Source organism: Paraconexibacter sp. (assembly GCF_059438195.1).
This window is the reverse complement of sequence record NZ_JBLKKY010000076.1, coordinates 1-18261: the sequence shown is the minus strand read 5'-3', so window position 1 is coordinate 18261 and position 18261 is coordinate 1. Positions and strand designations below refer to the sequence as shown.

Sequence of the window (18261 nt, the reverse complement as noted above, 5' to 3'; positions counted from 1 at the left end):
GGAAGGTACGCCGCCCTCTTCTTCATCGCCGTCCACAACATCTGGGTATAGCTCAACCGCCGCATGCAGATGCCGCTGAAGACCCTCTCCCGGTTCCCGGACGACGAGCTGCAGGCGATCCGCGCGCGGGCCCGCGACGCCCGCAGGGAGCTCGACGTCCCGACCCCCGAGCGGTGAGTGTGGATCCACCTGGCTGTGAGCCAGGCAGATCCACACTCACCGGCCGGCGCGGCCCTCAGCGGGCCAGCTTCGTCGCGGTGACGATGAGGTTGTAGAAGATCTGCGGCGGGAGCCGCGGCTCGAGGAGCGAGCGGTCGACCGCCTGGAGCGCGAGGTAGCCGCGGTAGGCGTACTGGCGCCACCACCACGGGACGTCCTCGCTGCGCGCGGTGGACTCGAGCACCCGGTTCGTCCAGCCGAACCAGTTCGCGAGGAGCTCCTCGCCCTGGATCCTCACCTCGGTGAACCCCCCGGCGGCCGCGTGCCGCTCGAGGTCGGCGGGCACGAAGGCGTGGACGTCGACGACGCTCTCGAGCTGGTGGTTCTCGGCGCCGCCGTCGGTGTGGCCCTCGTCGGCCTCGCGAGCGCGCAGGAGCCGCCGCCACGCCGGCGCCGCGTGGGTCGCGCCCTGCTTCGGGTACGACGCGATGCGGTCGCCGATCGCCGACGGCTCGCCCGCGAAGTAGATCGTCCCGCCGGGACGCAGGACGCGCGAGAACTCCGAGAACGCGCGGTCGAGGTCGGGCAGGTGGTGGAGGACGGCGTGCCCGAGCACGAGGTCGAAGCTCTCGTCCTCGAACGGCAGCGCCTCCGCGTCGGTGACGACGGTCTCGACGTCGAGGCCCAGACGCGCGGCGTTCGCCGCGCACGTCTCCATCATCCCCGGGGAGATGTCGCTGCAGACGGCCTCCTTCACGACGCCGGCCTGCACGAGGTTGAGGGCGAAGTAGCCCGTGCCCGCGCCGATCTCGAGCGCGCGGTCGAAGACCGGCAGCTTGCGGCCGAGCCCCTTGCGCAGCTTCCCGAGGACCTGCTTGCGACCGATCTCGCCGAAGTCGATGCCCCACTTCTGGTCGTAGTGCGCAGCTGCGCCGTCGTGGTAGCGGGTGTTGACGTCCCGGATCTCCTCGGGCGTCGCGGTGGCGGGGGACGGCATAGAGAGGCGAGGGTACCGTGGCGTGTACGCAGACGTTCGGTCGTGAGGGCTCGTGCGGCGACGCCTCACTACCCTTCCTGCGATGGCCGAGACGCTCTACCTCCAGCGCGACCAGCCCGAGGGCGTCCCGCCCCTCGCGCTCACGGGTGAGCGCACGCTTCCCGACGTGCCGGAGGAGAACTACTGGTACCGGCGCCACCTCGCCGTCTACGAGTGGATCGCCCAGCGCGTCCGCGGCCGGCGCGTCGTCGACATGGCCTGCGGCGAGGGCTACGGCAGCGAGGTGCTCTCACGGACCGCGGCCTCCGTCGTCGGCGTCGACGCGAACCCCGAGGCCTTCGAGCACGCCCGGCTGAAGTACTCGGGACCCCGCCTGCGCTTCGCCCGCGACCTCGTCGACCGCTTCGACGAGCCGTGCGACGCCGTCGTCTTCCTCCAGACGATCGAGCACGTCGAGGATCCCGGCGCGATCCTCGCGCACTTCCGCGGCATGCTCGACGGGCCCGGCGGCCGGGGCGTCGTCTACGTCTCCACGCCCAACCTCCTCACGCTCGCGCCCGAGGGCGCCGAGAAGTCCGAGAACCCGTGGCACATCCGCGAGTACCGGGCGCAGGAGTTCCGCGCGCTCTGCGCCGAGCACTTCTCCGACGTCGCGATCTACGGGCTGCACCACGCACGTGCGCTCGCCCTCCACGGGTTCGCGCTCGACCACTTGCGCTGGGACGCCGTCCACAAGGGGCTGCGCATCACGAAGCCCTTCTACGACCGCTTCACCCCGGCGATCTCGGCGCGGGACTTCGCGCTGCGGACCGACCGTCCGCTCGACCGGGCGCTCGACTTCCTCGCCGTCTGCCGTCCGTAGGAGCGCGCGTGTCCGGCCGGCTCTCCATCGTCCTGCACTCGCACATGCCCTACGTCGAGGGCTTCGGGACCTGGCCGTTCGGCGAGGAGTGGCTGTGGGAGGCCATCGCCACCTCGTACCTCCCTCTCCTCGATCTCCTCGAAGGAGGCGAGGCCGGCGAGCGGATCACCCTCTCGCTCACGCCGGTCCTCTGCGACCAGCTCGAGGCGCCCGGCGTCCGCGAGCGCTTCCTCGCCTTCCTCCGGGAGATCCGCAGCGCCTCGCACGCGCTCGACGTCGACGGGTGCCGCGCGAGCGGCCGGGACGACCTCGCCGCCGAGCTCGAGCGCGCCGCCGGCGACTACGAGCGTGCGGCGGAGCGCTTCGCCGCGCTCGGCGACGGCGGTCTCCTCGGCGCCCTCGCTCCCTACGCGGCGTGGACGTCGAGCGCGACGCACGCCGTCCTCCCGCTGCTCGCCACGGACGCCGGGGTCCGGCTCCAGGTCGAGACCGGCGTCGCGTCGCACCGTCGCCGCTTCGACGAGGCGCTCGGGGAGGCGGGGTGGCGGGGCGGCTTCTGGCTGCCGGAGTGCGCGCACGCCGAGTGGCTCGACCCGCTGCTCGAGGAGGCGGGCGTGCACGCGACGTGCGTCGACCTCACCGACGTCCTCGGCCTCGGCGACCCGCGGCAGCTCCGGCCGCGCCGCACCGAGGCCGGGCCGCTGCTCGTCCCGATCGACCGCACGACGGTCGAGCTCGTGTGGAGCGACCGCGGGTACCCCTCGCACGGCGCCTACCGCGACTACCACCACCGCTCGACGCACGACCACCACCCGTGGACGGTCGACGGGTCCGTCTACGACCCGGCGCGTGCGCGCATGCAGGCCCGCGAGGACGCCGCCGACTTCGTCGCGCGCACGCGCACGCGGGTCGCAGACGGCGGGCTCGCCGTCTGCGCGCTCGACACCGAGCTCCTCGGCCACTGGTGGTACGAGGGCGTCTGGTGGCTCGAGGCCGTCGTCGAGGAGTGCGCGTCCCAGGGCCTCGAGCTCGTCCACCTCGACGACGCGCTCGCCGAGACGGAGCCGGCCGATCCGCTGCCCGCCGACCGGCGGGTCACGACGTGGGGGACGCCTCGGACCCTCCACACGTGGGACGGGCCCCAGGTGGCCGACCTCGCGTGGAGCGCCCGAGCCGCGGAGCTCGACGTGCTCGCGGCCGGGCCGCGCGTGGACGACGTCGCCGTGCGAGAGCTCCTCGCGCTCCAATCCTCGGACTGGGCGTTCCTCGCGACGCGCGACACCGCCGGGGACTACCCGCGCGAGCGGGCCCGCGCGCACCTCCAGCGCCTCGAGTCGGCGCTCGCCGGCGCCGGCGATGCCGCTGCCCTCCGCCATCTCTCGGCCGACGCGACCATCGATCCCCTCCTCGAGCCGTGAACGCCCCACGCCGCGTCCTCATGCTCTCCTGGGAGTACCCGCCCGTCGTCGAGGGCGGGCTCGCCCGGCACGTGCGCAAGCTCTCCGAGCACCTCGCCGCGGCCGGCGTCGAGGTGCACGTCCTCACGCGAGGCGACGAGACGATGGCCGCCCACGAAGTCGTCGCCGGCATGCACGTGCACCGCGTGCGCGAGCCGATCCGTCCGAACGACCTCGGCGAGTTCGTCACGTGGATCGAGCACATGAACGCCGACATGCTCGCGGCGGGGGTCGAGCTCGGCGACGACCTGCGCTTCGATCTCGTCCACGGCCACGACTGGCTCGTCTCGAGCGCCGGCGATCATCTCGCGCGTCGCTTCGGGTGTCCTCTCGTCGTCACGGTGCACGCGACCGAGCACGGCCGTCACCACGGCTGGGTCCACAAGCACCCCCAGCGCTACATCCACGGCGTCGAGCGGTGGATGACGAACCGCGCGGACCGCGTCATCACGTGCTCGCACTACATGCGCGAGCACGTCCTCGACGTCTTCGGGCTCGACGACGAGCACGCGACGGTGATCCCGAACGGGATCGACCCGGCGGACCTCCAGCCGATCGAGGACCTCGACGCCCTCCGCGCGCGCTACGCGGGGTCCGAGGACCAGCTCGTCCTCCTCGTGGGCCGGCTCGACTACTACAAGGGCTTCCAGCTCGCGCTCGAGGCCATCGCGGGCGTCATCGAGCGCATCGGCGAGGAGGTCGGCGTCCGCTATCTCGTCGCGGGCTCCGGGCCGCACGAGGCCGAGCTGCGCCGCCAGGCGGCGGATCTCGCGATCGACCGCCGCGGGACGTTCCTCGGCTGGATCGGGGACGACGTCCTCCACTCGCTCTACCGGATCGCCGACCTCTGCGTCGTCCCGTCGCTCTACGAGCCGTTCGGGCTCGTCGCGCTCGAGGCGATGGCGTCGGGCTGCCCGTGCGTCGTCGCCGACACGGGGGGGCTGCGCGAGGTCGTGCCCCCCGACGATCGGGTGGGTCTCCGGTTCAACGGCGGGGACGCTGAGCACCTCGGCGTGATGCTCGAGCGGCTTCTGACGGACGCACCGCTGCGCGAGCGCCTCGTCCGCGAGGCCGGCGACCACATCCGCCTCTTCGACTGGGCCGACATCGCCCGTCAGACCGCCGCCGTCTACGAGGAGCTCATCCTCGCGGGGCCGAGCGGCCGGCCGCGTCGGCGGCGTCGGGTCACCCGCCCGAGACCCTCGACCTCGACCTGAGGTCGAGGCGCCGTACGGCGACGCACCGGAGAACTGGCTCCGACCGGGTTCCGGTCTCCATAAGGCTCTGCTAAGTTCTCGCGCTCCGATCGACACACCCACGCCGAGTTCCCGCGGGCCGACCCGCGGGAAACGGGGGACCCGGTGGACCGCGACGCGGTCCGAGGGGCGAATCGCCGTCAGAGCACGGCGTAGCGCACGTCCAGCGCGAGCCCGACAGCTAACCCCGTAGGCGCCGAGACGACCGAAGGGGTGCCGTACCGCGTGACCGACAACCGCCGTGACCTGCCATGCCTCCGATGGACCCGCATGAGCGCGCGCCTCGCCGCGCTCGTCTGCGCGGCCGTCGTCGCCGTCCCGGCCGCCGCGCATGCGACGACCGAGACCGGCGGAGCGTCCTCCGAGACGTCCTCCGAGCAGACCTCCGAGCGCAGCAGCTCCGAGGGCAGCAGCTCGAGCAGCATCCGGACGCTGAAGAGCGGCTCGCGCGGCCCGCGCGTCCGGTCGCTCCAGCGTCGCCTGAAGGTGAAGGTGACGAGCGTCTACGACAAGCGCACCGCGCGCGCCGTCCGCCGCTACCAGAAGCGCCGGGGGCTCACCGTCGACGGGATCGCCGGGCCGCAGACGCTCCGCTCGCTCGGCCTCGTGTCGAAGAGCACCTCGAAGGTGCGCCCGTCGGTGCCCGTCGCCGACGTCGACCTGCCGGACCGCGTCCCGTCGAGGGCGATGGAGATCCTCGAGGAGATCGCCGAGTGCGAGTCGGGCGGGCGTCCCGACGCCCGGTCCTCCGACGGCACCTACCGCGGCAAGTACCAGTTCCACATCGACACCTGGGCCGGCGTCGGCGGGTCGGGCGACCCGGCGAAGGCCTCCGAGGACGAGCAGGACAAGCGCGCCTACGTCCTCTACGACCGCGAGGGCGTCGATCCGTGGCCGGTCTGCGGCCCTCGCGCGAAGCGCGCCGTCGCCAACCGGGACTGACCAGGGGCGGCGCGCCCCGTCCGCGCGCCTGACGTTCCCCGGACGCCGTTCGGGGAACGTCCTCAGCGGGGGAGGCGGCCGGGCCGACGGGCCCTGCTGCCGCCCTCCGTCCCGCGCTCCCCGCTCACTCCCAGCCGCTCACTCCCAGCGCAGGGTCCGCGGCGTCTTCCGCATCCGGAGGACCCGGGCGGGCAGTCCGCCGACGACAGCGTCGTCGGGGACGTCCTTCGTGACGACGCTGGCGGTCCCGACGATCGCGTTGTCGCCGACGGTGACGCCGCGCAGGAACGACGCGCCGTAGCCGATCCACACGTTGTGGCCGACGCGCACGTCGCGCTTGTAGATCCCCTGGTGCCGGATCGGGCGGTCGACCTCGACGACGCCGTGGTCGAAGTCGATGAGCATGACGCGGTCGGCGACGATGCACTCGCGGCCGATCGAGACGTGCTGGAAGCAGCTGATCGTGCACTCCTGCCCGAGCACGGTCTTCGCGCCGATCCGGACCTCGCCCTCGTGCGCGCGGATCTTCGTCCCGTGGCCGATCCACGACCAGCGCCCGAGGTGGACGGTCGCGTCCTTGCCGATCTCGAAGATGACGCCAGGGCCGACGAACGCGAACCCGTCGGTCTTGAGTCGACCGCGCCACCGCAGCTTCAGCCATCCGAGCCGCGCGAGGAGCCGCGCGTACTTGAGGTTGAGCATCCCGTGACGGCGCATGAACCCCAGGAGGACGAGCGGGCCGCCGCTGCGTGGCGGCGGATCGCCGCGGACGATGACGTCCGGCGCGTCGTCGGGAAGGGGCGGGGCGTGCTCGGGGGAGAGGACAGGGTCCACGACGGCAGGGTACTGTCCCGCCCCCATGTCCGACGCGCCCGACGCCACGCAGAAGAAGAGCCTCGCCGAGCGTCTCCTCGCCGGGGACAAGCGCGCCCTCGCCCGCGCGATCACGCTCGTCGAGAACGACGACCCCGCCGGCTGGGACCTCGTCCGGGAGGTCTACCCGCACACCGGGAAGGCGGCGATCGTCGGCCTGACCGGAGCCCCGGGGGCCGGGAAGTCGACGCTCATCAGCGCGCTCACGAAGCTCCGCCGCGAGCAGGACCGTGACGTCGCCGTGCTCTCGATCGATCCGTCCTCGCCGTTCACGAAGGGCGCCCTCCTCGGTGACCGCATCCGCCTCACCGACCACTTCCTCGACCCGGGCGTCTTCATCCGCTCCATGGCGAACCGCGGTGCGCTCGGCGGCCTCTCCGAGGCGGCGCTCCAGGCCGCGCTCCTCATGGACGCCGCCGGCAAGGACTTCGTCCTCCTCGAGACGGTCGGCGTCGGCCAGGCGGAGATCGACGTCATCGATCACGCCGACACCGTCGTCCTCGTCCTCATGCCCGGCTCCGGCGACTCGATCCAGGCGCTGAAGGCCGGCGTCATGGAGATCCCCGACATCATCGTCGTCAACAAGGCCGACCATCCGATGACGGACACGATGGTCCGCGAGATCCGCTCGGTCCTCTCCCTCGCCCCCGAGAAGGAGGAGGGCTGGCGCGTCCCGATCATCAAGACCGAGGCGGCCCGCGGCGAGGGCGTCGCCGAGCTCCTGGAGAAGCTCGACGAGCATCACGCGCTCATCGAGTCCGAGGGGACCCTCACCGAGCGCCGGATGCGCAACCTCCGCAACGAGGTCCTCGCCATCTGCACCGCGCGGATGCGCCGGGCCCTCGAGGAGCGCCTCCAGGAGGACGCGTCGTTCCAGGCCCTCCTCGACGAGGTCGTCGCGCGGCGCCTCGACCCGGCGACGGCGGCGACGCGGGTCCTCGACGAGATCGACGCCGACGTCTAGCCCGGGCTCCGAACGGGCATGCCGCCCGTGTGGAGCCGTCCGACGACGATCTCGACGCCCGCGCCGGACGGGTCTTCCAGGAGTTCCTGCGCCGCGCGCACGTCACCGAGCCGGCCGCCGCGGGATCCCTCGCCGCCGAGCTCGCCCGCGGCCTCGGCGCGACGCGCGTCGTCGTCTTCCTCGTCGACTACGAGCAGCGCGGGCTCGTGCCGGTGCCCTCCGCGGACGCCGAGGGGAGCGACGTCCAGTCGATCGTCGGGACCGTCGCCGGCCGTGCGTACACCGCCTCGACGATCGTGGAGGCGGAGTCGCCCGACGGCGGGGTGCGGCTCGTCGTGCCGCTCCTCGACGGGACGGTGCGCCTCGGGGTGATGGAGGTGACCCTCGGGGATGTCGAGAGCCCGGTCCCCGATCCGGTCCTCGGGCTCGTGGAGCGCTACACGCATCTCGTCGCGCTCCTCCTCGTCGCGAAGAACCTCTACACCGACTTCTTCGAGCTGCTGCGGCGTCGCGAGACGATGTCCGTCGCCGGCGAGCTCATCTGGGCGCTCGAGCCGCCGCTCGTCCTCGCGACCGTCGACTTCGTGCTCGCCGCGATGCTCGAGCCCTGCTACGACAACGGCGGAGACGCGTTCGACTACGCCCTCGACGACGGCGTCCTCCACCTCGCGGTCTTCGACGCGATGGGCCACGGGCTCCCGGCCGCCGGCGACGCGGCGTTCGCGCTGTCGCTCGCGCGCCACTGCCGCCGGGGCGGGTACTCGCTCGAGCGCACCTACGAGGAGATCGACTCCGCGATCGCGGCCCAGCACGGCGCGAGCCGGTACGTCACCGCGCTCCTCGCGCGGCTCGACGTCGAGACGGGCGAGCTCACGTGGATCAGCGCCGGCCACCCGCCGCCGCTGCTCCTGCGCGACGGGCACATCGTGAAGACGCTCGATCTCACGCCCGCGACGCCGATGGGACTCGGCCTCGAGTCGTCGGCGCCGGCCGTGGGACGCGACCAGCTCCAGCCGAGGGACATGATCGTCCTCTACACGGACGGTCTCACCGAGGCGCGGCGCCCCGGTGGCGAGCTGCTCACCGTCGAGCGCCTCGCGGAGTTCATCGAGCGCGAGGCGGCGAGCGGAGAGCCCGCGCCCGAGACGCTGCGGCGGCTGCGCGAGGCGATCATCGCTCGCGGCGAGGGCGCGCTCCACGACGACGCGACGGCGCTGCTCGTGGAGTGGCGGCGGGGGAGCGAGCACGCGCTCATGCCGCAGACGGTCCTCGACGTCTGACCCTCCGCGACGGAATCAGCGCTCGGGGGCGTCCCCGACCTCGACCCAGATCGCGGCGGCGAGCGTCTCGCCGATCGGGTGCTCCGCGGCGCCGAAGCGCACCGTGAGGGGGCCGCCGAAGGGCTGCCGCGCGAGGACCTCGAAGGCGTCGCCGGGACCGATCCCGAGGTCGGTGAGGTAGCGGAGCATCGCGGGGTCGCGGTCGCTGATCCGGCGCACGTGACCCCGGACGCCCGGAGCGAGGTGCTCGAGGCTCGTCGAGGGACCCTCGGCGATGTCGAGGTCGATGTCGGGGATCGGGTCGCCGTGCGGATCCGTCGTCGGGTTGCCGAGCTTCTCGGCGATGCGCGCCTCGAGGTCCTCGCTGAGGACGTGCTCCAGCACCTCGGCCTCGTCGTGGACCTTGTCCCACGGCACCTCGAGGACCTCGGCGAGGAAGAGCTCGAGGAGCCGGTGATGCCGGATGACCTCGAGCGCGACGCGCCGGCCCGCGTCGGTGAGGCGCACGCCGCGGTAGCGCTCGTGCTCGGCCAGGCCGAGCTCGCCGAGCTTGCGGACCATGGCCGAGGCCGACCCGGGCGTCACGTCGAGGCGCTCGGCGAGCTGCGTCGTCGTCACCGGGTCGTCGCTGCGCTGCTCGAGCGAGTAGATCGCCTTCGCGTAGTCCTCGATCGCGCTCGAGAAGGACATGGCGGGGGAGGTTGTCACACTCTGATGTTTGACACGCCAAACATTTTGATAAGTTCTCTCGGTGCTCAGAGTCGTGCCGCTCACGTTGCTCGCGGTGGCCGCTGCCCTGGCCGTCGCGCTCGGCGGTCCGGTCGACGGCCGCGGGGCCTCCGCCCGCGGCACCGACGTCGTTCGCGTGACGACGACGACGAACTTCATCACCGACACCGTGCGCGAGATCGGCGGCGACCGCGTCGAGGTCACCGGCCTCATGGGCCCGGGCGTGGACCCGCACCTCTACAAGGCCTCCGCCGCCGACGTGCAGACGCTCCGCGAGGCCGACGTCGTCTTCTACGGCGGTCTCCTGCTGGAAGGGAAGATGGAGGACGTCCTCGAGCGCGTCGCCGACGCGAAGCCCGCGGTGCCGCTCACCCGCGACGTGCCGCGCGAGGAGCTGCTCGAGCCGCCCGCCGGGGCCCCGGCGGAGGAGGAGTACGACCCGCACGTCTGGTTCGACCCCGACCTGTGGGCCGAAGGCGTCGAGACCGTCGCCGACGAGCTCTCGAAGGTCGACCCCGCCGGCGAGAAGCACTACCGGCGCAACGCCGCGTCCTACACGCGCGAGATCCAGGCCCTCGACGACGAGCTCACCGCGATGATCGCCGAGGTGCCCGCGCGCGCCCGCGTCCTCGTCACCTCGCACGACGCGTTCCGGTACTTCGGCCGGCACTTCGGCTTCGACGTCGCCGCGATCCAGGGGCTGTCGACCCAGGCCGAGGCGACGACGGCCGACGTCAAGCGCGTCGCCGACGTCATCGCCGACCGCGGCCTGCGCTCGATCTTCGTCGAGACCTCGGTGCCGCGCCAGACCGTCGAGGCCGTCCTCGCGCAGGCCGCGACGCAGGGGCAGGACGCCGAGGTCGGAGGAGAGCTCTTCTCCGACGCGGCCGGATCGGCCGGCACGCCGGAGGGCACGTACCTCGGGATGCTGCGGGCGAACGTGGAGACGATCGTGGAGGGACTGAAGTGACGAGCCGATCCCCGGCCCTCGAGGTCCGCCGGATGACCGTGAGCTACGGCGCCCGGCCCGTCGTGTGGGACGTCGACGCGTCCTTCCCGGCGGGCGCCGTGAGCGCGATCGTCGGCCCCAACGGCGCCGGGAAGTCGACGCTGCTCAAGGCGGCGCTCGGCCTCGTGCCGGCCGACGCGGGGCAGGCGTACGTCCTCGGCGAGCCGGCGCGCGCCGCCCGGCGGCACATCGCGTACGTCCCGCAGCGGGAGTCGGTCGACTGGGACTTCCCCATCACCGTCCGCGAGGTCGTCGAGATGGGTCGCTACCCGCGCGTCGGCTGGCTGCGCCGCGTGCCGAAGGAGGACCGTGCGGTCGTCGACGCCCAGCTCGAGCGCGTGGGCATGTCGGCCTACGCCGACCGCCAGATCGGCAAGCTCTCGGGCGGGCAGCGCCAGCGCGTCTTCCTCGCCCGCGCCCTCGCCCAGGACGCGCAGGTCCTCCTCATGGACGAGCCGTTCGCCGGCGTCGACGCGCGGACCGAGTCGGCGATCCTCGACCTCTTCTCCGAGCTGCGCGCCGATGGGCGGTCCGTCGTCGTCGTCCACCACGACCTCGCGACGGTGCGCCGGCGGTTCGATCACGCGCTGCTGCTCAACGTCCGGGTCGTGTCCGAGGGGCCGGTCGCCGATGCGCTCGCCCCCGAGCAGCTCCACCGCGCCTACGGCACCGAGGCGGTCCTCGAGCAGGAGACCCCGTGGGCTGGCTGATCGACCTCGTCCCGCTGCCCTACACCGACGCCGTCGTCGTCCTCGGCGCGGCGATCCTCGGCATCACGGCCGGCGTCCTCGGCGCGTTCGCCGTGCTGCGCGAGCGCTCGCTCGTCGGCGACGCGCTCTCGCACGCGGCGCTCCCCGGCGTCTGCGTCGCGTTCATCCTCACGGGCGCCAAGGACGTGGGCTCGCTCATCGCCGGCGCCGCGATCGCGGGGATCATCGGCGCGTTCGCCATCGTCGGGATCGAGCGCACGGGCCGGCTGCGGCCCGACGCCGCGATCGGGGTCGTCCTCTCCGCCTTCTTCTCGCTCGGGATCGTGCTGCTCACCGCGATCGGCAACAGCGACAACGCGGGGCAGGCGGGTCTCGAGCGCTACCTCTTCGGGCAGGCCGCCGGGCTGCTCGAGAGCGACCTCGTCGTCATGGCGGCGCTCGGCGCCGCCGGGGTCTCGGTCGTCGCGGTCGGCTTCCGCGTCCTGCGCGCGACGCTGTTCGACTCCTCCTGGGCGGGCTCGGTCGGCGTGCCCACCCGCGCGCTCGACCTCCTCATGACCCTGCTCGTGGTCGTCGCCGTCGTCGTCGGCGTCCGCGCGGTCGGGGCGATCCTCATGGTCGCGATGCTCATCGTCCCGACGATCGCCGCCCGCCAGCTCGCGGACCGCCTGCGCGGCGTTCTCGTCCTCGCGGCGCTCATCGGCGCCGGCGTCGGCGTGACGGGCGCGCTGCTCTCCATCCGCGGTGAGCTCCCGACCGGGCCCGTCGTCGTGCTCGTCGGGGTCCTCGTCGTCGTCGCGGCGGTCCTGCTCGCGCCCGGCCGGGGCGTCCTGTGGCGGGCCCGCCGGCTCTCCCGCGACCGCCGGCGCCTCGCCTTCGAGGGCGTGCTCGTCGACGTCGAGACCGCGATGCACGCCGGTCCGCCGCCGACCGAGCGCGAGCTCCAGCTCGCCTCGGGCCGCCCGCGGGCCGTCCTGCACCGGGCGCTGCGCGACCTCGATCGCGCCGGGATGCTCGCGCGCGAGGACGACCGCCTCCATCTCACGTCCTCGGGCGCGGCGGCGGCCCACGCGGTCCTCGAGCGCCGCGATCTCTGGTCGGCGTGGCTGTCGCACGGCGCCGCCCTCGAGCTGCCCGACGCGCGCGAGCCGGACCCGCTCGACCTCCGCGGGTCGCTCGGCGACGACGCGGCGGACCGGCTGCTCGCGCTCTCGCGGAGCGGTCGCGACGACGAGGCCGAGGAGGAGGAGGTGGCGTCGTGAGCGACGGGATGATGATCGTCCTCACCGCCGGGCTGCTCGGGACCGCGACCGGTCTCCTCGGGCCGTTCCTCGTCCTGCGGCGCGTCTCGCTCATGGCCGACGCGGTGAGCCACGCGGTCCTGCCCGGCATCGTCGGCGTCTACCTCGTCCTCGGCACCCGGGCGCCGCTCGCCATGGCGCTCGGCGCGACGCTGTTCGCCGTCGTCTGCGTCCTCGCGGTCGACGCGCTGCGCACGACGGGGCTCATCCGCTCCGACGCTGCGATCGGCCTCGTCTTCCCGGCGCTGTTCTCGGTCGGCGTCCTCGGGGTGACGCAGTACGCCGACGGCGTCCACCTCGACCTCGATGCGACGATCTACGGCGAGATCGCGTTCGCGCCGTTCGATCTCTACGAGCTCTGGCCCGGGCTCGTCGTGCCGGAGTCCGCCGTCGTCCTCGGCATCGTCGCCCTCGTCAACCTCACGCTCGTCGTGGCCCTGTGGAAGGAGCTCAAGGCGACGACCTTCGACCCCGAGTTCTCGGCGACGATCGGCCTCGCGCCGACGCTCGTGGCCCGGCTCGTCCTCGTCATGACGGCCGTCACGGCGGTCTCGGCCTTCGAGTCGGTCGGCGCGATCCTCGTCGTGACGCTCATCATCGTCCCGGCCGCGACGGCCGCTCTCCTCACCGACCGTCTCTGGGCGATGGTGGGCATCGCGGTCGGGGTCGGGTGGATCGCGGCGGTCGCCGGCTACCTCGGGGCGCTCGAGCTCGATGCGTCGATCGGCGGCGGCATGGGCGTCGTCGCCGCGCTCTGCTTCGTGCTCGCGCTGCTCGCCTCGCGACGCTACGGGCTCGTCGCGGTCAGCCTCCGCCGACGGAGCGCACGGCGGTCGGCGCGGCAGCAGGCCCCTCGCCCGGGAGGGGATCCGGTCGCGGCGGGGTCTCACCCCGCCTGACCGCACGGCGCACCGGTCGCTTCCACATGCCGAGGACCGGAGCGACTATTCGGCGTCGAGGATCTCGGCCGGTCGCCGGCGCATCTCGCGCGCCGCGACGGCCGCGAGCGCGAGCACGGCGGCGACCGACACCGCCAGCGGCGCGGCGGCGAGGGGGTCGCTCCAGCTCGGCAGGAGATCCTCGGCGCCGCCCCACGGCAGCGCGCCGCTCGGCGGCGCGAGCCCGCTCGAGTCGTCGACGCGGGCCCCGACGAGCAGCCACGTGCTCGCGACGAGGGTGAGCGCGGCGAGCGCGGCGGTGACGCGGCGCGCGACCGGCGCGCCCCATGCGCAGAGCGCCGCGAGGAGAGGGAGGACGACGGGGAGGTCGTGCGGGACGAGCCACGGGCCGTCGAACGACGGGGGCGCCAGCGCCGCGACCGCGACGCCGCTCACGACGACCGCGAGGAGCAGCGTCGCGGCGACCTCCACCTCGATGCGCTCCGGGATGACGACGGCGAGGCGGCCTCGCAGCGAGCGCTGGAGGCGCCACGCGGCCCAGCCGGCGAGCGCGAGGAACGGCGCCCAGCGCAGCAGCCCGACATCCTGGTCGAGGAGGACGCCGACGAGCCGGGGGAGACGCTCGAGGAGGTCGGCGGCCTCGGAGACGCCCGTCGCCGTCTCTCCCCCGAGCCGCGCCGCGTCGGGCGTCGGGCCGCCGTAGAGCCTGTCGTGGACCGCGACGTAGACGACGGCGCCCATGATCACCACCTCGAGGGCGACGAAGCCCGCGAGCCCTCTCGCCCGCCGGGTGAGGAAGCGCGCGAGCGCGAGCGCCACGACGAGCGCGGGGACCGCGAGCCCGATCGCGAGCCAGGGGAGCAGCATGACGAGGAGGGCGCACCAGAACGTCCAGCGCAGCCGCGGGCGGTCGCGGACGCGCAGCGCGAGGAGCACGGCGCCCGCGAGGAGCAGCGCCCCGGCGGTCGCCGGAGCGATCGTCGTCGACGCTGCGAGGGCCGGCGGCGACAGTCCCGCCACGAGCGCCGCGCGGTCCGGCCACGGGTCCGGCAGGAGGCCGCGCCCGAGCGCGGCGCCCACCGCGAAGGCGGCGGCGAGCATCGCGGCGAGGAGCAGCTCGGCCCCGGTCGGCCCGGCGAGCGCGTACGCCGGCGCGACGAGGAGCGGCACCCCGATCCCGTGTGGCTCGTGGAGGCGTCCGTTCGTGAGCTGACCGGTCGGGACGAGCTCGCCGTCGTACCAGTCCGCCCAGGCCCTGTCCGCGTACTCGTCCCGGAGGTCGAGGTCACCGTCGCTGACGATCGACTCGGCGGTGAGCAGGCGGTGCGCCTCCTCCTCGCTGAAGCGCTCGCCCGGCTGCGCCTCGAGGCCGAGCGTCGCCGCGTAGGCGGCGAGGAGGAGGAAGAAGACGCCGAGTCCGCGGCGGACGGCGGCCATCGTCGCGGACGCGTCAGCCGGACGCGCGCGCGCCCTCCTCCCTCGCCCATCGCCGGACGAGCTCGACGAGGAGCCGCACGCCGACCCCGCTGCCGCCCTTCGCCGCGTACGGCCGGCCCGTGTCCCACGCGGTGCCGGCGATGTCGACGTGCGCCCAGGGCACGTCGCCGACGAACCGCTTGAGGAACTCGGCGGCCGTGATCGAGCCCGCCTTGCGGTTGGCGACCGCGTTGACGATGTCGGCGTAGCGGCCCTTGATGAGATCCGCGTACTCCTCGTGCAGCGGCAGCCGCCACACGAGCTCGCCCGAGCTGGAGGCGGCGTCCTCCACGAACCGGGCCCACTCGTCGTCGTTGCTCATGAGGCCCGAGTGCGTCGAGCCGAGCGCGGTGACGATCGCTCCCGTGAGGGTCGCGAGATCGACGAGGCGCTCGGCGCCGAGCGCGACCGCATGGGCGAGGCAGTCCGCGAGGACGAGCCGGCCCTCCGCATCCGTGTTGTCGATCTCGATCGTCGTCCCGTTCATCGCGGTGACGACGTCGCCCGGCTTCATCGAGCGCGACGACGGGAGGTTCTCGGTCGCGCCGACGACGGCGACGACGTCGACGGGGAGCCGGAGGCGCGCGATCGCGCCCATCGCCGCGATGACCGCCGCGCCGCCGGACATGTCGAACTTCATCTCGTGCATCTTCGCCGCCGGCTTGAGCGAGATGCCGCCGGAGTCGAACGTGACGGCCTTGCCGACGACCCCGAGCTTCGGTCCGCGCGCGTCCGGGTCGGCGTACCGCATGACGATGAGCGCCGGCTCCTCGTCCGAGCCTCGGGCGACGGCGGAGAACGCCCCCATCCCGCGTCCGGTGATCTCGCTGCGCCCCTCGATCTCGACGCCGAGGCCGGCGACCTCCGCGCTCAGCGCCCGGGCGCTGTCGGCGAGGATCGTCGGCGTCATGTGGTTCGCCGGCGTGTTCTGGAGGTCGCGCGCCGCGTTGACGGCCCGCGCGATGATCGCGGCGTGGGCCACGACCTGTCCTCGGTCCTCGTGATCGGTGAGGACGAGCCGGCCGATCGTCGAGGGGGTGTCGTCGGAGGTCTTGAAGGTCGTGAAGCGGTAGCAGGCGAGCACGGTCCCGTCGACGAGACCCGCGACGACGGCGTCGGACGCCCCGTGGGGGATCTCCCAGCAGAGCTGCTGGGCTCCGAGCTCGCGTGCGCGCCCGAGCGCCTTCGCGGCGACGACGCGTGCGCGCTCGGGGTCGAGCGACTCCCGCGTGCCGAGCCCGGCGACGATCCACCGGGCGCCCTCGGCGTGCGTGACGGCGAGGTGACCCTTCGTCGCCTTCGCCTCCCCGCGCTCGACGAGGGCGGCGAGGTCGCCCCCGGGCGTGTCGTGGGCGATCCCCTCGCCTTCGACGAGGCCGACGACGATCGTGTCGGCACCCGTCTCGAGGGGCGCGGCGGTCGTGGCGGTGATCTCCATGCGGCGCAACCTACCTGCCCGGCCCGCACTACCATCCCCGTCGTCTTCCCCCACGACGAGAGAGAGCACATGCCCAAGACCGTCATCCTCGGCACCGCGCGGACCCCCATCGGGAAGATGGGCGGAGGTCTCGCGAGCGTCGACGCGACCGAGCTCGGCGGCACCGCGATCAGCGCCGCCCTCGACCGCTCGGGGGTCGATCCCGAGCAGGTCGACCACGTCGTCATGGGTCAGGTCCTCCAGGCCGGGCAGGGCCAGATCCCGTCCCGCCAGGCGCAGATCAAGGCGGGCATCCCGAAGGAGGTCTCCTCGGAGACGATCAACAAGGTCTGCGCGTCGGGGCTCCGCGCGACGGTCATCCTCGACCAGGCGATCCGCGCCGGTGACGTCGAGGTCGGCGTCGGCGGCGGCATGGAGTCGATGTCGGGCGCGCCGTACCTCCTCCCGCAGGGCCGCTTCGGATACCGCATGGGCGACGCGAAGATGCTCGACGCGATGGTCCACGACGGGCTCACGAACCCGTTCAGCGGCAAGCAGATGTTCGTCGAGGCGACCGAGGTCGGCGACGAGATGGAGATCTCCCGCCCGGACCTCGACCGCTGGGCGCTCCGCTCCCACGAGCTCGCGCTCGCGGCGATCGACGACGGCCGCATGGCCGACGAGATCGTCCCGGTGATGGTGAAGAGCCGGAAGGGCGAGACGGCCGTGGAGATCGACGAGGCGCCGCGCCGCGGCTCGACGCTCGAGTCGCTCGCCGGCCTCCCGGGCCTCCTCTCGAAGGAGGGCTCGCACACCGCCGGCAACTCGCCGGGCGTCAACGACGGCGCCGGCGCCCTCGTCGTCGCCTCCGACGAGTGGGCGCAGGCGAACGGCAAGACGCCGCTCGCGGAGGTCGTCGCCCACGCCCAGAGCGCGAACGACTTCCACATCCTCGGGACGACCCCCGCCACCGCGGCGATGAAGGCCCTCGACAAGGCCGGCCTCCAGCCCTCGGACATCGACCTGTGGGAGATCAACGAGGCCTTCGCGTCCGTGACGCTCCACTCCTCCCGCATGCTCGGCATCGACGAGGAGAGGGTCAACGTCAACGGCGGCGCGGTCGCGCTCGGCCACCCGATCGGGGCCTCGGGCGCGCGCATCCTCGGCGTCCTCGTCCACGAGCTGCGCCGGCGCGGCGGCGGCCTCGGCTGCGCGGCGATCTGCTCGGGCGGCGGTCAGGGCGACGCCGTCATCCTCCGCGTCCCGGCTGCCTAGGACGGCCGCCGCGGCAGCGGACATCCTCGACGTGACGGACGGACCGGCCATCGGGCGCGCGGCGGCGTTCTTCGACCTCGACCGCACGCTCATGGCCGGCGCGTCCGGCTTCCACTGGGCCCGCGCGGCGCAGCGGGCGGGGCTCCTCAGCCGCCGCCAGCTCGCCGCCGACGCCTACACGAACCTCAAGTTCCGGCTGCGGGGCTCGACCGACGCGGGGACGGACGCGGTCCGCGCACGGGTCGGCGAGATGATCCGCGGCCGCCACCGCCGCGAGTTCGCGCGGCTCGCCCCCCAGGTCCTCGAGGGCGTGCTCCCGAAGGTCTACCCGCGGATGCTCGAGGTCGCCTACGGCCATCAGGACGAGGGCCGGCCGATCTTCATCGCGACGGCCGCCTCTCACGAGATGGCCGAGCTGATGGCGCTGGTGCTCGCCTTCGACGGGGCCGTCGGCTCCCGGTCGGAGATCGTCGACGGCATCTACACGGGCCGCGAGGCGGGGCCGTTCTGCTACCGCGAGGGCAAGGCGCAGGCCGTCCGCGATCTCGCTGCGTCCGGGGGATTCGACCTCGAGGCCTGCTGGGCCTACTCGGACTCGGAGTCGGACCTGCCGATGCTGCGCGCCGTCGGCCACCCGGTCGCCGTCAACCCCGAC

Annotated in this window: 17 protein-coding genes and 1 riboswitch; of the genes, 12 read left to right on the top strand and 5 right to left on the bottom strand. The window is 73.5% G+C overall.

Translation table 11 applies throughout. The features are described from left to right. Positions 1 to 235: 235 nt before the first annotated feature. Positions 236 to 1156, bottom strand: coding sequence for a class I SAM-dependent methyltransferase (locus ACME2J_RS19285; protein WP_495546573.1), 921 nt, complete (start codon positions 1154 to 1156; stop codon positions 236 to 238). A gap of 82 nt (positions 1157 to 1238) precedes the next feature. On the opposite strand from ACME2J_RS19285, the gene ACME2J_RS19280 reads away from it, so the two are divergent. The 4 genes from ACME2J_RS19280 to ACME2J_RS19265 all read left to right on the top strand — a co-directional run bounded on the left by ACME2J_RS19280 (position 1239) and on the right by ACME2J_RS19265 (position 5673). Beyond that, positions 1239 to 2018 (top strand): class I SAM-dependent methyltransferase, encoded by a 780-nt coding sequence (locus tag ACME2J_RS19280; protein WP_495546572.1) that lies wholly within the window; start codon positions 1239 to 1241, stop codon positions 2016 to 2018. Positions 2019 to 2026: 8 nt separating this feature from the next. Next, the gene (locus ACME2J_RS19275; protein WP_495546571.1) at positions 2027 to 3436 is read left to right on the top strand and encodes a 1,4-alpha-glucan branching protein domain-containing protein; all 1410 of its coding nucleotides are present in this window, start codon (positions 2027 to 2029) and stop codon (positions 3434 to 3436) included. Then, entirely contained in the window at positions 3433 to 4692 is a 1260-nt protein-coding gene (locus ACME2J_RS19270; protein WP_495546570.1) for a glycosyltransferase family 4 protein, read from the top strand. The genes ACME2J_RS19275 and ACME2J_RS19270 overlap by 4 nt, the downstream gene beginning before the upstream one ends. Positions 4693 to 4793: 101 nt before the next feature. Continuing rightward, positions 4794 to 4927, top strand: a riboswitch (cyclic di-AMP (ydaO/yuaA leader). 74 nt (positions 4928 to 5001) lie between these two features. Beyond that, positions 5002 to 5673: a transglycosylase family protein gene (locus ACME2J_RS19265; protein WP_495546569.1), complete on the top strand. Its 672-nt coding sequence runs from the start codon at positions 5002 to 5004 to the stop codon at positions 5671 to 5673. A gap of 138 nt (positions 5674 to 5811) precedes the next feature. Here ACME2J_RS19265 and ACME2J_RS19260 read toward each other — a convergent pair whose 3' ends face one another. Beyond that, a complete protein-coding gene (locus tag ACME2J_RS19260) occupies positions 5812 to 6507 on the bottom strand; it encodes an acyltransferase (protein ID WP_495546568.1) in 696 nt (231 codons plus the stop codon). Positions 6508 to 6532: 25 nt separating this feature from the next. Between ACME2J_RS19260 and meaB the strand changes: the two genes are divergently transcribed. Continuing rightward, positions 6533 to 7510: a methylmalonyl Co-A mutase-associated GTPase MeaB gene (gene meaB / locus ACME2J_RS19255; protein ID WP_495546567.1), complete on the top strand. Its 978-nt coding sequence runs from the start codon at positions 6533 to 6535 to the stop codon at positions 7508 to 7510. A gap of 29 nt (positions 7511 to 7539) precedes the next feature. Continuing rightward, on the top strand, positions 7540 to 8790 hold the full coding sequence (locus ACME2J_RS19250) for a PP2C family protein-serine/threonine phosphatase (RefSeq protein ID WP_495546566.1): 1251 nt from the start codon (positions 7540 to 7542) through the stop codon (positions 8788 to 8790). A 15-nt stretch (positions 8791 to 8805) separates the two neighbouring features. On the opposite strand, the gene ACME2J_RS19245 is transcribed toward ACME2J_RS19250, so the two are convergent. Continuing rightward, entirely contained in the window at positions 8806 to 9480 is a 675-nt protein-coding gene (locus tag ACME2J_RS19245) for a metal-dependent transcriptional regulator (protein ID WP_495546565.1), read from the bottom strand. Positions 9481 to 9574: 94 nt separating this feature from the next. Here ACME2J_RS19245 and ACME2J_RS19240 point away from each other — a divergent pair, with 94 nt between their 5' ends. The 4 genes from ACME2J_RS19240 to ACME2J_RS19225 are packed head-to-tail and all read left to right on the top strand — an operon-like array spanning position 9575 to position 13438. Further along, a complete protein-coding gene (locus ACME2J_RS19240; protein WP_495546564.1) occupies positions 9575 to 10489 on the top strand; it encodes a metal ABC transporter solute-binding protein, Zn/Mn family in 915 nt (304 codons plus the stop codon). Next, on the top strand, positions 10486 to 11238 hold the full coding sequence (locus tag ACME2J_RS19235; RefSeq protein WP_495546563.1) for a metal ABC transporter ATP-binding protein: 753 nt from the start codon (positions 10486 to 10488) through the stop codon (positions 11236 to 11238). The genes ACME2J_RS19240 and ACME2J_RS19235 overlap by 4 nt, the downstream gene beginning before the upstream one ends. Then, positions 11226 to 12500, top strand: coding sequence for a metal ABC transporter permease (locus tag ACME2J_RS19230; protein ID WP_495546562.1), 1275 nt, complete (start codon positions 11226 to 11228; stop codon positions 12498 to 12500). Before ACME2J_RS19235 ends, ACME2J_RS19230 begins: the two co-directional genes overlap by 13 nt. Then, positions 12497 to 13438: a metal ABC transporter permease gene (locus ACME2J_RS19225; protein WP_495546561.1), complete on the top strand. Its 942-nt coding sequence runs from the start codon at positions 12497 to 12499 to the stop codon at positions 13436 to 13438. The genes ACME2J_RS19230 and ACME2J_RS19225 overlap by 4 nt, the downstream gene beginning before the upstream one ends. 45 nt (positions 13439 to 13483) lie before the next feature. Here the strand turns inward: ACME2J_RS19225 and ACME2J_RS19220 are convergent, their stop codons facing one another. Both ACME2J_RS19220 and ACME2J_RS19215 read right to left on the bottom strand, forming a co-directional pair. Continuing rightward, a complete protein-coding gene (locus ACME2J_RS19220) occupies positions 13484 to 14875 on the bottom strand; it encodes a hypothetical protein (protein ID WP_495546560.1) in 1392 nt (463 codons plus the stop codon). A 13-nt stretch (positions 14876 to 14888) separates the two neighbouring features. Next, on the bottom strand, positions 14889 to 16352 hold the full coding sequence (locus ACME2J_RS19215) for a leucyl aminopeptidase family protein (protein WP_495546559.1): 1464 nt from the start codon (positions 16350 to 16352) through the stop codon (positions 14889 to 14891). A 69-nt stretch (positions 16353 to 16421) separates the two neighbouring features. Between ACME2J_RS19215 and ACME2J_RS19210 the strand changes: the two genes are divergently transcribed. Continuing rightward, entirely contained in the window at positions 16422 to 17606 is a 1185-nt protein-coding gene (locus ACME2J_RS19210; RefSeq protein ID WP_495546558.1) for an acetyl-CoA C-acetyltransferase, read from the top strand. A gap of 31 nt (positions 17607 to 17637) precedes the next feature. Further along, positions 17638 to 18261, top strand: a 624-nt coding sequence (locus ACME2J_RS19205) for an HAD family hydrolase (protein ID WP_495546557.1), incomplete at its 3' end; no start/stop codon positions are given.